Below are 12,889 nucleotides of genomic sequence, written 5' to 3'. Positions count from 1 at the left end.
GCTGTGCGGGTCTGCGAGCCCCGCGCCCCGATGAGATGCGGTGTCTCGTTCGACAACGGATCCTAGGTGCGCACCATTCCCGGCTCCCAACGCCGCGAGCACGGCGTGCCGGGGATCACCCTCGGGGGACCACGGTGCTGAGCAACACGGAGCCCGTGACGGGGCCCGACGGGGCCGCCGAGAGCTGTGTGGCGCAGGACGCGTCCACGATGTACACCCGGACCCGGTCGGCGCTCGGGCCGTCCAGGACCACGACCCGGACCGGCTTGCCGGCGTAGCGGCCGTCGTCGGTGGCCAGCGGTCGGGCGGCGTCCGGACCGATCGCGGCGGCGACGCAGCCGGGCAGGTCCGCGAGCGAGGTCGCCGGGGTGCGGCGCAACAACTGCGCGACCTGCTCGGGCAGTCCGGCGGCCGTGTACTCCCGGGGAGCCGCGATGGACGGCCGCTGCGGCGTCTGCGCTTCCGACTTCGCGCCCGGTTGCTCGCCCGCCTTGCCGGACGGCGCGGGCTTGTCGGCACCCTGGGGCGCGGACACGGCGGAGTTGTCCTTGGCGGCGGCCGGCTTGTGGGCGCCGTCGTCGTCGCCCCCGGTGCCGACCAGGACGGTGACGCCCAGGGCCACCGCCGCCACAGCGGCGGCCGCGAGCAGCAGCGGACCGCGGCGCCGCCGGCGACGGGCGGCGTCCAGATGGACGACGTCGTGGTCGAAGGCGTGCTCGGACGCATGCGGCGCCGTGGTCGGCGCGGGCGGTGCCGCGGCGGCCGGGACGCTCGTGCGAGGGATGCCCACCGAAGGTGCCTCGGCGGGTCGCGGCGGCGGGAGCGCGGCCAGCGCGAGCGCGTCGTCGATCCGCGCGATCACGTCGGCGGGCATCGGTTCGGCGGGCTGTCCGCCGAGCAACTCGCGGACCTCCGCGAGCGCGTCCCGGGTGTCGCGACACTCGGCGCACTCGGCGAGGTGTGCGTGCACGGCGGTCGCCTGCTCCGGATCGAGCAGTCCTTCGACGAGGTCGGACAGCACCTCGACGTCGATGTGCTCGCTCATCGTGTGCCACCTCCCTCCATGCTCGTGCCGCCCGCGTCGGGGGCCGGACCGCCGGTTCTCGGTCGGTCGTCCGTCGATGGGACGGATTGTCCGGCTCCGGGGTTCCCGGACGCCCGGGACGGTCCGGGCGGCCCCGCCTCGCGCAGGTGCCGCACCAGCGGCAGCAGCTTGGCGCGACCGCGGGCACAGCGGCTCTTGATGGTGCCCGAGGCGACCTGCAGGATCCGGGCCGCCTCGTCGACGGGGTAGCCCTCCATGTCCACCAGCACCAGTGCGGCCCGCTGCTCGGCCGGCAGCGTGGCCAGTGCGGCGAGCACCTCCGCGCGGGTCTCGCCGCGGATCGCCGGGTCCTCGTGCACGGGCGCGGGCAGCCGCTGGTCGAGATCCTCGGGCAGCGGTACGGCCGGCCGGGCGGCCCGACGCCGGGCCCGGTCCAGGCAGGCGTTCACCACGATCCGGTGCAGCCACGTCGTGACGGCCGCGCGGCCCTCGAACCTGCCCGCGGCACGGTAGGCGGATACCAGGGCGTCCTGGAGGGCGTCAGCGGCTTCCTCGCGGTCGCCCAGCGTGCGCAGGGCCACCGCCCACAGCCGGTCGCGGTGCCGACGGACGACTTCGCCGAACGCGTCGGGGTCGCCGGCGGCGTGCCGGGTGAGCAGATCGGCGTCGGTGACGTCCGCATACGCCGATCCGGTCTGCTCGGTACTCACCGCCTACCTCCCCTGGGCCCGGGGTCATCCTGGCACGGGCCGCCGGCGCCTTGGAGAGGGGTTCGCCTCGATCGCCCGAGCAGGGGTCAGCCGTCGACGGTGAAGGTGACCTCGCGCCAGGCGTTCTGATGGCCCGGGGTGTAGATGTTGTAGTCGCCGACGTCCTGCAGAACCTTGGGCATCGTGGTCATCAGAACCAGCACGTAGCGGGTCTTGATCGCCTTGTTGCCGACCACGTTGAGCTGGGCGTCGTCGGTCGCCTTGCTGCCGATGGTGGTCCCGTAGGCTTCCTGGTTCGTCGGCATCGTCGCCCCGGCGCCGGGCGCGGCCTTGAGGGTGACGGTGGTGGTCCGCCCACCGGCGCCGAGGGCGATGTTCACGCCCCGCACGTCCATCGGTTCGCCGAGGTCGTAGACGATCCCGTAGCCCTTGCGGCCGTTGAAGTTGACGGTCGGGCCGTCGACCATCATGTTCGTGTGCCAGTAGGTCTCACGCTTGCCGTCGTAGGTCGACGCCACGCTGTCCGGATCGGTGGGCGCGGCGCCGATCGAGATTTCCGTGCCGGCCTTCGGGGTGACCGGATGAGAGGTCGCCGGTGCCGCCGGAGGCTGGGTCGGCGTGCTCGACGGGCCGCCTCCCTGCCGCTTCAACGGGTCCGGCTTCTCCTCCCCGTCCCCCACATGGCTGGCCACCTGCCACGTCACCAGGACGATCGCGAGCACCACGAGCACCGCGACCGCACCCTTGACCGTCGCGCCGAACCGGCCGCCCAGCGGGGGCGGCGGTGCGACCTGCGGTCGGACGGAGCCGTTCGAGCCGCCGCCGCTGTAGCCGGCCGACGTGTAGACCGTCCGGGTCGGCGTCGGCGTGTAGACGGGGTACTCGTCCTGCTCCGGGCCGCCGACGATCTCGCCCTGCTCGGGCGGATGGATCTCCGGGATCGCGCCGATCGCCGCGGACAGTTCGCCCGGTGTTTCGAACGCCGGTTCGTGCTTGACCTCGTGGCCCAGCGCCCGCATCGCCAGCGCGGCCAGCGTGTCGTCCACACCGGCCCGGATCTGGCCGGGCGCGCACAGCCTGCCGCCGGTGAACGGCGCGGCCTGTAGGCCGTATTCGGTGCCGTCGACCCAACGCCGGGTCAGCGCCGCGTACATCAGCCTGCCGACCGCGTGTGTGTCGTCGCGGGCCGCGTCGGTGGTGTCGTGTCCGTAGAGGGCCGCCTCGACCGCCAGGCCGACGATCTTGTACTGGCCGGTGTGCATGCGCAGCACGTTCTCCGGCGTCAGGCGCAGGTGCGACAGACCGGCCCGGTGCGCGACGGACATCGCCTGGGCGACCGCGCGGGAGAGTTCGTACACCTCGTGCGGCGGCAGCGGCGCGCTCTCGAAGACCTTGGTGAGGTTGTCCGCGTCGGGCAGCCACTCCTTCACCACGTAGATCAGGCCGTCCTGTTCGGCGCAGTCGAGCACCTGGACGAAGCGTGGGTCGCCCATCAGCGCGGCGGCACGGGCGGCGGCGATCACGGCCCGGCCGTGCTCCCCGCCGGCGGGGACGATGTGCACGCCCACGGCGCGCCGGAGCTTCTCGTCGACGGCGCGCCAGGTCTCGCTGCGGCCGTTCTGCGACAGGCGGTGTTCGAGCCGGTAGCGGTCGGCCAACCGGGTGCCGCGACTGACCCGCGGCGGTGCGGGTTCCGCGGCCGGCGCCGGCTCGGCCGGCTCGGACTCGGCGGGTTTCGGGGCGGCCGGCTCGGGGTTGCTCGCCCTGCCGGCCCGGGCGGTGGAGGCGGCGGGCCTTTTCCGCTTCGCCCGCTTGTGCGTTACCGGTTCGTCCTCGGCCGACTCGGCATCGGACTCGCCGGCCACGGACACGGCGGCCACGGACGCTGCGGGCGGGGCCTCGGCAGCGGGGGCCTCGGAGGGCGCGGCGGACCCGGCGGCCGGGGCAGGTGCGGCGTCCGCGATCTCGGCCGAATCGCCGTCCACAGAGCCGTTGTTCACACCGGCGCCGGTCACGGACTCGCCGGCTTCGGTGGATGTGGCGGCTTCGGATCCGACTTCTTCGCCCGAGTCGGGTTCGGATTCCGCACCGACGGGCAGAACCGTGGTGGTACTTCCCGAGACCACTGCGACATTACCGCCGGAGACCTTGCCGTCCGAACCGACCGGATTGTCCGACGATGTATCAGAAGCCTTTGGCGGTACGGGGTTTGCCTCGTCCGTCGCTAGGTCGACGGATCCTGCGGTTCGGTCCGTCACCTCGGCCTCATCCTCCTCGTCGGCATACTCATCGTAGAGGTGAGGCATCTCGGGCCGTAGGTCAGGGACGACCTCTACACACCATGAGACTCTCCGGCCCCACTTCGGGTTGCCTCCTCGCAAGATCCGTAAGGAAACCGAGACCGGCGTATCGGGAGCTTTACCCCGGTTCCGGCGTGCGGCACACCCTCACTCGCCCATGGTGGTACATCCCACACCGTTCCGCCCGCCGAATTCCCGGTGCGGGATCCGGCGGGCGGTGGTCCGTGCGGGGTCGAGTCGGCGGTCAGCGGCCGAGCCGGCCCTTGATCATCCCGGTCATCGCGGTCATCTCCTCGACCCGCATCCGGTTGGCGGCGATGAAGAACACGACGAACATCGTCACGATCCCCGCGCCCACCGCGATCGCCGAGCCGCCCATGCCCGAGCCGAAGTGGCCCGTGCACACCCGGGCCACGAAGAACGCCGCGGCGCCGCCGACCGCGGCGGCGATCGACAGCCGGGTGTAGGTCCGGGTGACCCGGCGGCCGTCCAGGTCGCCGAGCCGCTTCTTGAGCCGTTGCGCGGCCAGCACCACGCCCACCAGGTAGGCGAGGCTGTAGCCGCCCGCGATGCCGACACCGGCCCACTTGGTGGGCAGCGCGACGTAGGCCAGACCCGCGAAGGCCGCCTGGGCGCCCGCGATCCATACCGTGTTCAGGAACGGTGTCCGGGTGTCCTCGTACACGTAGAACCCGCGCAGCAGCACGTATTGCGCCGAGTACGGGATCAGTCCCAGGCCGAGCGCCATCAGCATGTAGCCGATCCAGTGCGCGCTCTGTTCTCCGGTCGGGGCGAAGATGAAGCCGCCGATGTCGCGCCCCAGCGCCACGAAGATCGCCGCACACGGGATCATCGCCACCGCCGACAACCGCAGCCCGGAGGAGATGTCGCCACGCACGCTGGCCTGGTCGCCGTCCGCGGCGGCCCGGCTCATCCGGGGCAACATCGCGGTCATCACCGACACGGTGATCACCGCTTGCGGCAGCTGCCAGATCAGCAGCGCGCTGCTGTAGGCGGTGAAGCCGACGCCGAACTGGATGTTCTGGTCCCGCGCGTCCACGTCGATCGCGGTGGCGAGCTGGGTCACCACCAGGTAGCCCGCCTGGTTCGCGAGCACGAACAGGAACGTCCACTTGGCCAGCCCGAGTGCCTTGCCCATCCCCGAGCCGCGCCAGTCGAACCGGGGCCGGAAGCGGAACCGGGCCGCCTTCAGGTACGGGATCATCGCCATCGACTGCACGACCATCCCCAGCAGCGTGCCCAGGCCCAGCAGCCGGATCTCGTCCGGGGTGATGGTGTCCGAGTTCTGCCCGGTGTTCTTCGCGGTGCCGGCCACCCAGATGTACAGGCCGAACGTGGCGATGATGACGATGTTGTTCAGGACCGGGGTCCACATCATCGGGCCGTAGCGCTCGCGCGCGTTGAGGATCTGCCCGAACAGCACGTGCAGACCCATGAAGAAGATGATCGGCAGGCAGTAGCGGGCGAAGGTGATCGCCAGCTCGTAGTCCTGGTGGTGTTTCGCCAGCGAGTTCGCGAAGGCCCGGATCAGCAGCGGCGCGCCCAGCCAGGCGATCACCACCAGCCCCGCGAGCACCGTCATGACCAGGGTGAGCAGGCGGTTCGCGTACGCCTCGCCGCCGTCGTCGTCCTGGCGCATCGCGCGCACCAGCTGCGGTACGAAGACCGCGTTCAGCGCGCCGCCGCCGACCAGGATGTACAGCAGCGTCGGCATCGTGTTGGCGACGTTGTAGGTGTTCGCCAGGATCGCCGTGCCCAGCGCCGCCGCGGCGACCAGGTTGCGCACGAAGCCGGTCATCCGGGACACGATCGTGCCCGCCGCCATCACGGCGGAGGATCGCATTATCCCGCCGAGCTTGCTGCCCTTCTTGCCCTCGCCGCCGACCGGGATGCCGGCCATGCGCTCCTCGGCGCCCGAGCCGGGCATCCGGTAGACGGGCGACGTGGAGGGGTTCAGCGGGACCGGCGGGGCGTCCAGAACCGCGCTGGCGGACATCGACGCGGCCGCGGCCTCGGCCCGGTGCTGGGTCTCGTAGCGCTGGTACGCCTCGGTGTAGGAGGGCATGCCCGCGACGTCGCCGGCGAGGCCGAGGTTGATGCCGGTCAGCGTCTGGTCCATCAGCCAGCCGCCGGGCCGGTCGTAGTCGCCCCAGCCACCCTGCCCCTGCTGCGGGCTCGGCTGCTGCGGGACGTACGACTGCTGCTGCACCGGCTGCTGGTGTGGCTGCTGATGCTGCTGGTGTTGTTGATGCTGTGGCTGCTGCTGGTAGTTCTGCGCCGGCGGGGCTTGGTGCTGCTGGTACGGGTCGCCCGAGCCGTATCCGCCGCCGCCGTAGTGCTGCCCCTGGGCGGACGGGTCGTACGGCACGCCCGGGTCGTACTGCGGGCCCGCGTCGTAGCCGCTCGGCGCCTCCGGGGTGAAGAGTTCGTCCACGCCCACGTAGGGATCGTTCGCCGGCGGGTCGCTCAACTCGTCCCGGAACCACGCGCCGCCGCCCTGGTCGGGCTGCTGCGGCGGAGGCTGCTGGGCGTACGGGTCGTAGCCGCCCGCGTTCGATCCGGAGCCGTACGGATCCCCGTAGACCGGTTCGGGCCCGGAGCCGTAGCCGCCCTGCCCGGGGTAGCCCTGCTGCGGGTACGCCGCCGGCTCGCCGTACCCCGGGTGGGGTGCGTTCGGGTCGGCATAGCCCGGATCGCCCGGCTGCGCGTACGGGTCCGGAGGCTGCGCGGCATAGGGATCGGCCGGCTGTCCGTACGGATCGACGTACTGCTGCAGGTAGGGGTCGGCGGGCGGCCGACCCCGGTAGGGATCGTCGTGCGCGCCGTCGTCCGGCTCGGCGGAGCCGCCGGTGTACGGCTGACGTTCGTCGCTCCGGTCGCTCATGCGGGCGGGCCCTCGTCTTCTCGGTCAGGTTGAGTGTCCGGTGCCCACTTTCTCATTCGGGGCGGTCGGTCGTGGATCTAGACGGTGTGTGTCCGTGCGGGTCGGCCGGATCCGGCGGTCCGTTTCCGCCGGCGTAGGGCCCCGTGAAGTGGGCCGGCGGCCACCCGGATGCCGGTCGGACCGCATCCGGGCCGGGCTCCTCCGGGAAGCCGGCGTGCGACGGCGTGTCGTCGCCGTCCTCACCATCCTCGTCGTTCGTGTCCCCGGCAAGGGCCGCTTCCCGACGTTTGCGCAGGAAGGCCCGCAGCGAGAACACCGCGAGCAGGAAGGCGAGGCCGCCGATGATCCAGCGGGTCAGCGCGTCGATGGTGGTGGTGTTGACGAAGAACGACTCGGGCGGCCGGACCGCCCGTCCGTCCGGCGTGAGCAATTGGACATCGACCATGACCTTGCCGTTCGCGGCCGACTTCGCCGAGATCGGCACCTCCCGCCGGCGCCCGTCGGGCACCGTCACGGTGATCGGGTCGCCGAGTTTGAGCCGGTTGGGCTGATGCGAGCCCACCGCGATCCGCACAGTGACCGGTTGCTGGAGGTTGTTCACCACGGTGACCGGGATGTTGCCCTCGTCGCCGGACAGCGTCACGCCGGTTCTGCGGATGATGTAGACCAGCGATTGCAGTTCGCGCAGGCCACGGGTGACGCCGAGCCGATAGCGGTCCATTCCCTGCGGGTCGCCGCGCCACTCGGTGGACAGCAGGCGCAGCAGCGCCGGGTTGAACGGGCCGGTCACCCGCTCGGGGCGGGTCAGTATCGAGGCGAAGGTCTGCATCGAGCGGACCAGGTTGTCGGTCTCGGTGAGGTACTGCAACGACGGCTCGCTTGCCCGGACCGCCTTGGGATAGCCGGCGAGCTTGCGGGCGGGCAGCGGGGCGGGCTCGGCGGCGAGCTCGGCCAGGGTGCTGCTGCGGGTCCAGTCGGCCGAGGCGTTGAGCACGTCCTTGAGCACGTTGGCCAGCGCGGCGTCCATGGTGCGCGGCGGGGCGATCAACAGGCTGCGCGAGGCCGAGGGCTCCTGGAGCACGATCGTCAGCAGCTCGGCCAGCAACTGCTGCGTGGTCAGCACGCCCTGCCCCGGCGCCTTGGCATCCACGGCCAGGATCTTGTCGATGTCCGGGTCGGTGACCAGCGCGGTGCCCTTGTCGGACCCCGGCAGGGCGGAGGTGGCCGAGGGGGTGACCCTGGGTTCCTTGGTCGGCGCCAGGGACGCGCCGGAGGCGATCACGGTGCTTGCCCCGGTGCCGCTCGCGAGCTGGACGATCGAGGAGTCCAGCGCACCGCCGGCGGGCCAGGCGACGTCGGTGCGTACCGGGCGGGCCAGGGTGCGCTGCATGACGGTGGCGGATTCGGCCAGGGCCTCGCTCAGTTGCGGGCGCAGGTCCGCCCGGCCGGCATCCAGGGCGTGTGCGACCGCGGCCAGATCGGTGTCGGCGTACGGCAGCGCGATCACCGGCTGGGTCCCGAGGCCGGCCTTGAGCCGGTCCAGCCATCCGGCCGCGACCTGGCCGCCCCCGCCGGCGAGGGTGTTCGTGGTCTGGTTCGGCGTCGCCTTGGCGGTGTCCTCCTCGCTCGGCGGCTTGCCGTTCCGGGACTTCTTCGGCTTGTCCGGGTCCAGGCTGCCGGGCGGCGCGACCCGATAGCCGCCGGCCATCTCGGCGGCGGAGTCCAGCAGTTCGGGATCGATCGCCCAGTCCACCTTCATCCCGGTGCCGATGTTCACCAGGTCGTACAGCCGCCCGCCCGGGGCGAACTGCGCGGCCAGGCCGTCGTCGCGGAACACCGGCGTCTGGGCCTCGTCGCCGAGCGTGGTGCCGTCCCGATGCGGGCGATCGACGAGCGGCCAGACCGTGGCGATCCGCAGGTTCTGGACGTTCTTGAGGCCGTTCTTGGGAATCCACGGCAGGAATGTGCGGGCCGCGCCGACCGTCTTGCCGCCGGTCCTGGCCTCGATCCCGAGCGGGTACGCGCCGGCCGCGCCCAGGCCCAGCGGGTCGGCGGGGAAGGTGAACGTCCACGGCTGGGCCGCGCCCGGCCCGGGGGCCAGGTTGTGCACTACGACCGGCTTGGGGGTGCGCAGCAGGGTCCCGGTCGACTGGGCGTCCTCGGGCGAGCCGATGCCGCTTCGAAAGAGCGGCTCGGAGGTGCGCAGGCGCACCGCGACCTCCATCGAGTCGATCGCCCTGCTGCCGGTGTTCAGCACCTGGCCCTCGATGGTGACGCTCCCGCCGGCCTTGGCCACCGGGGTCATCTTGGTGATCAGGACCTGGATCCCGTCGCCGTCGGCGGCGCGCGCGGCCGTCGGCGGGAGCATCCCGAGCAGGCCGGCGGCGAGCACCAGGGCCAGTATCAGCACCGCGAGCATCCGGCCGCGAAGCACGATGACCCCGGATCCGGGCCGGGATCGGCGATTGCTCACGCGCTGTCCGCCAACAGCTCCGGGGCGAGCGTGACCAATCGCCGCTCGTCGGGGTAGGCGAGGCGCGCCGTGAGCGCGCCGAGCGGAACCCAAGCCACCGCTTCGACCTCGATGTCGTCGTCCGACAGATCCCCGCCCGCCGCCTCCATGAGGTAGTGGTGGACGGTCTTGTGCACCCGCCGATCCGGCGCGGTGAACCAATAGTCGATCACCCCGAGCGGGGCCAGCACCCGACCCACGATGCCGGTCTCCTCCTCGACCTCGCGCAGCGCGGCGTCGACCACACTCTCGCCGCTCTCGATGTGTCCCTTGGGCAGCGACCACAACAACCGGCCGCGGCGATCCCGACGCGCGATCAACGCCGCACGCAGGGTGAGTCGATCGACCACCAGACCACCTGCCGAGGTCTCCTCGACCACCTGCAGCCGACGGCGCGGCGGCGTGGTCTCGGAAGGCATCCGCCAAGCTTAGTGCGACATGCGCCACGCCATCACGCCATGATCACCCCATCGCACGGCCCGTTCGCGGATGCGGCCCCGACGTAATGCGCGCGAGACCCGCGGCCTCGACCCGTAACCTTGTCTCCCGTGCCGAACGCCAAGAACACACCCCACCCGGACGACCCGCCGGCCATCGGCGAACTGAGCGCCGTACAGCGCCGCGCCGTCACCGAACTGTTGCGCGTCGCCCCCGTCGCCGACGACCTCGCCCGCCGCTTCGAGGCGGCCGGGCACACGCTCGCGCTGGTCGGCGGCTCGGTGCGGGACGCCCTGCTCGGTCGGCTCGGCAACGACCTCGACTTCACCACCGACGCGCGCCCCGAACAGGTGCTGGCGATCGTGCGCCCGTGGGCGGACGCGGTGTGGGACGTGGGGATCGCGTTCGGCACGGTGGGATGCCGCAAGAAGCTCGCGGGCTCGCCGGACTACCAGATCGAGATCACCACCTACCGCTCCGAGGCGTACGACCGCACCTCGCGCAAGCCCGAGGTCTCCTACGGCGACTCGATCGACGACGACCTGGTCCGTCGGGACTTCACGGTCAACGCGATGGCGGTCGCGCTGCCCGGGATCACCTTCGTCGACCCGCACGGCGGGCTGGAGGACCTGGCCGCGCGGGTGCTGCGCACACCGGGCAGGCCCGAGGACTCCTTCGGCGACGACCCGCTGCGGATGATGCGCGCCGCGCGCTTCGCCGCGCAGCTCGACTTCGAGGTCGCGCCCGAGGTGGTCGCGGCGATGACGGACATGGCCGAGCGGATCGAGATCGTCTCCGCCGAGCGGGTCCGGGACGAGCTCAACAAGCTGATCTGCTCCGACCACCCGCGCAAGGGCCTGGAACTGCTGGTCTCCACCGGACTGGCCGCGCGGGTGTTGCCCGAGCTGCCGACGCTGCGCCTGGAGGTGGACGAGCACCACCGGCACAAGGACGTCTACGAGCACACGCTCACCGTGCTCGAACAGGCGATGGCGCTGGAGTCGCCGGGCGAGCCGGACCTGATCCTGCGGTTGGCCGCGCTGCTGCACGACATCGGGAAGCCGCGCACGCGGCGCTTCGAGCCGGACGGGCGGGTCTCGTTCCACCACCACGAGATGGTCGGTGCGCACATGACGCGCAAGCGGCTGAAGGCGCTGAAGTACCCGAAGGACGTCACGGACGACATCACGCGCCTGGTCGAGCTGCACCTGCGCTTCCACGGCTACGGCACGGGCGAGTGGACCGACTCGGCGGTGCGCCGATACGTGCGGGACGCGGGGCCGCTGCTGGATCGGCTGCACAAGCTGACCCGGTCGGACTGCACGACGCGCAACAAGCGCAAGGCGGCCACGCTCGCGCGCGCCTACGACTCGCTGGAGGAGCGGATCGCGCAGCTCGCCGAGCAGGAGGAGCTGGACTCGATCCGGCCGGACCTGGACGGCAACGAGATCATGAAGCTGCTGGAGGTGCCGCCGGGCCCGCTGGTGGGCAGGGCCTACCGGCACATGCTGGAGATGCGGCTCGAACACGGCCCGATGGACCACGAAGCGGCGGTTGCGGCGCTGCGGGAGTGGTGGGCGGCGAACGCCGAGGCGTGAACGCGCGAAGCCCGCCGGGGGGACGACCGGCGGGCTTCGGAATGAGCGGGAAGCGGGACGCTACTCGAACTTGGCGCCCTTTGCCTCGAGTGCCTTCTTGGTCTCCTCGAAGTCTTCGTCGGTACGGCCCATCGTGCTGATCGGGTCGAACGCCTTGACGTCGGCGAGCGTGGTCTTCGAGGTGAAGGCCAGGCAGACCACGCCGTCCTTGGAACCGGACCAGTAGAAGGTTGCGAAGACACCCAGGTTGTCGGGGAGACCTTCACACTTGCTCTTGTCGGAGCTGCCGTCGACCTTCTTGACGACCTTCCACTTGGCGTCCGGCGAGTCGCACTTGGCGATCTTCGGCATCTTCTTCTTGCCGATGCCACCCTCGATGCGGGCGAGGCAGTCGCCGGCCTTGGCGCTCGACGCGTCGTCCTTCTTGAGCGCGCCCTTGACCACGAAGGCGACGATCCCCACCACCACGAGAACGACGAGCGGGATGAGGATCTTCTTGATTTTGCTGCTGCGCGGCGGAGGCGGCGGCGGGCCGCCGTAGAAGCCCGGCTGACCACCCTGCGGGAAGCCCCCGGGCGGCGGGAAGCCGCCCTGCGGCTGCTGCGGCTGACCAGGCTGCTGACCCCAACCCTGCTGGGGCTGCTGGGGCTGGCCCGGCTGTTGGTTCCAGCCCTGGTTCGGCTGCTGGGGGCCGTTCGGGCCGGGCGGGAAGGGATTGGACATGGGGACGATCTCCGTTGCAGGGGACTGGTGAGACAGTCCGGAACACTAGGGGTCCGGCCGGACACCCGCTGCGGGGATTCCCCTTGTACCGGTCGAATGTGAGCGGAATAACGGGCATAGAGGCGTTATTCGGCTGTGCCGCGGATTATTTCCGTGCGGCGAGACACAGGACGAAGCTCTCCACGGTGGGGTCCGAGGCCAACGCGATGGGATCGCCCGGCACCGAATCGCAGACCCCCGAGAACGTGGTCCCCTGAACCCGCTCGACCACGATGAATCGCGCCGCCGCGTCCTCGCACTTCACCGGGTCCTGGTCGACGGTCGCCTTGTTCCGCAGGCAGTCCCCCTCGTGGATCCGCGGTCCACCGTCCTCCTTGTGCACGTACCACCAGCCCCCGGCGGCGGTGCCGCCGACCAGCAGCACGGCCAGCACCGCGATCCATGCCCCGCGCCCGGGTCCGGTCCGCCGGCTCGGCGGGGCGGCCGCCCGGCGTGCCGCGCGTCCGTCGCCCGGCGCCCGGCGAATCACGGGCGCGTGCGACATCGACGCTTCCTGCGGCGGGAGCGCGTGCCCGTGCGGCGGGGTGTTCTCGGTCCATGCCGGTATGTACGGCAGAGGATCGTTTTCACCCGAACCGGCGTTATTGGACATGGAGTA

General features: G+C 71.5%; 9 protein-coding genes. 1 reads left to right on the top strand and 8 read right to left on the bottom strand.

The genetic code is table 11. The features are described from left to right. Positions 1–115 precede the first annotated feature (115 nt). The 6 genes from ACZOOI_RS14115 to ACZOOI_RS14090 all read right to left on the bottom strand — a co-directional run bounded on the left by ACZOOI_RS14115 (position 116) and on the right by ACZOOI_RS14090 (position 9,891). Positions 116–1,045, bottom strand: a complete 930-nt coding sequence (locus ACZOOI_RS14115) for an anti-sigma factor family protein (protein WP_465280975.1) — start codon at positions 1,043–1,045, stop codon at positions 116–118. Further along, a complete protein-coding gene (gene sigM / locus ACZOOI_RS14110; RefSeq protein WP_396008026.1) occupies positions 1,042–1,755 on the bottom strand; it encodes an RNA polymerase sigma factor SigM in 714 nt (237 codons plus the stop codon). The genes ACZOOI_RS14115 and sigM overlap by 4 nt, the downstream gene beginning before the upstream one ends. Positions 1,756–1,841: 86 nt before the next feature. Next, positions 1,842–4,061 carry a protein kinase family protein gene (locus ACZOOI_RS14105; protein ID WP_465280974.1) on the bottom strand — a complete coding sequence of 740 codons (2,220 nt, stop codon included), beginning with the start codon at positions 4,059–4,061 and terminating at the stop codon, positions 1,842–1,844. 238 nt (positions 4,062–4,299) lie between these two features. Further along, positions 4,300–6,960 carry a murein biosynthesis integral membrane protein MurJ gene (gene murJ / locus ACZOOI_RS14100; protein ID WP_465280973.1) on the bottom strand — a complete coding sequence of 887 codons (2,661 nt, stop codon included), beginning with the start codon at positions 6,958–6,960 and terminating at the stop codon, positions 4,300–4,302. Between the two features lie 52 nt (positions 6,961–7,012). Beyond that, positions 7,013–9,433 carry a DUF6049 family protein gene (locus tag ACZOOI_RS14095; protein ID WP_465280972.1) on the bottom strand — a complete coding sequence of 807 codons (2,421 nt, stop codon included), beginning with the start codon at positions 9,431–9,433 and terminating at the stop codon, positions 7,013–7,015. Then, complete coding sequence (locus tag ACZOOI_RS14090) at positions 9,430–9,891, bottom strand: NUDIX hydrolase (RefSeq protein ID WP_391587250.1); 462 nt, start codon at positions 9,889–9,891, stop codon at positions 9,430–9,432. The genes ACZOOI_RS14095 and ACZOOI_RS14090 overlap by 4 nt, the downstream gene beginning before the upstream one ends. A 129-nt stretch (positions 9,892–10,020) precedes the next feature. Here ACZOOI_RS14090 and ACZOOI_RS14085 point away from each other — a divergent pair, with 129 nt between their 5' ends. After that, on the top strand, positions 10,021–11,508 hold the full coding sequence (locus ACZOOI_RS14085; protein WP_391587249.1) for a CCA tRNA nucleotidyltransferase: 1,488 nt from the start codon (positions 10,021–10,023) through the stop codon (positions 11,506–11,508). A gap of 60 nt (positions 11,509–11,568) precedes the next feature. Here the strand turns inward: ACZOOI_RS14085 and ACZOOI_RS14080 are convergent, their stop codons facing one another. Next, on the bottom strand, positions 11,569–12,231 hold the full coding sequence (locus tag ACZOOI_RS14080; protein ID WP_465280971.1) for an LppU/SCO3897 family protein: 663 nt from the start codon (positions 12,229–12,231) through the stop codon (positions 11,569–11,571). 145 nt (positions 12,232–12,376) lie between these two features. Further along, positions 12,377–12,775: an LppU/SCO3897 family protein gene (locus ACZOOI_RS14075; protein WP_465280970.1), complete on the bottom strand. Its 399-nt coding sequence runs from the start codon at positions 12,773–12,775 to the stop codon at positions 12,377–12,379. Positions 12,776–12,889: the final 114 nt, after the last annotated feature.

This window comes from Embleya sp. L77 (assembly GCF_055557415.1).
Note: the sequence above shows the minus strand (reverse complement) of the source record. Positions and strands in the feature narration are given on the sequence as shown.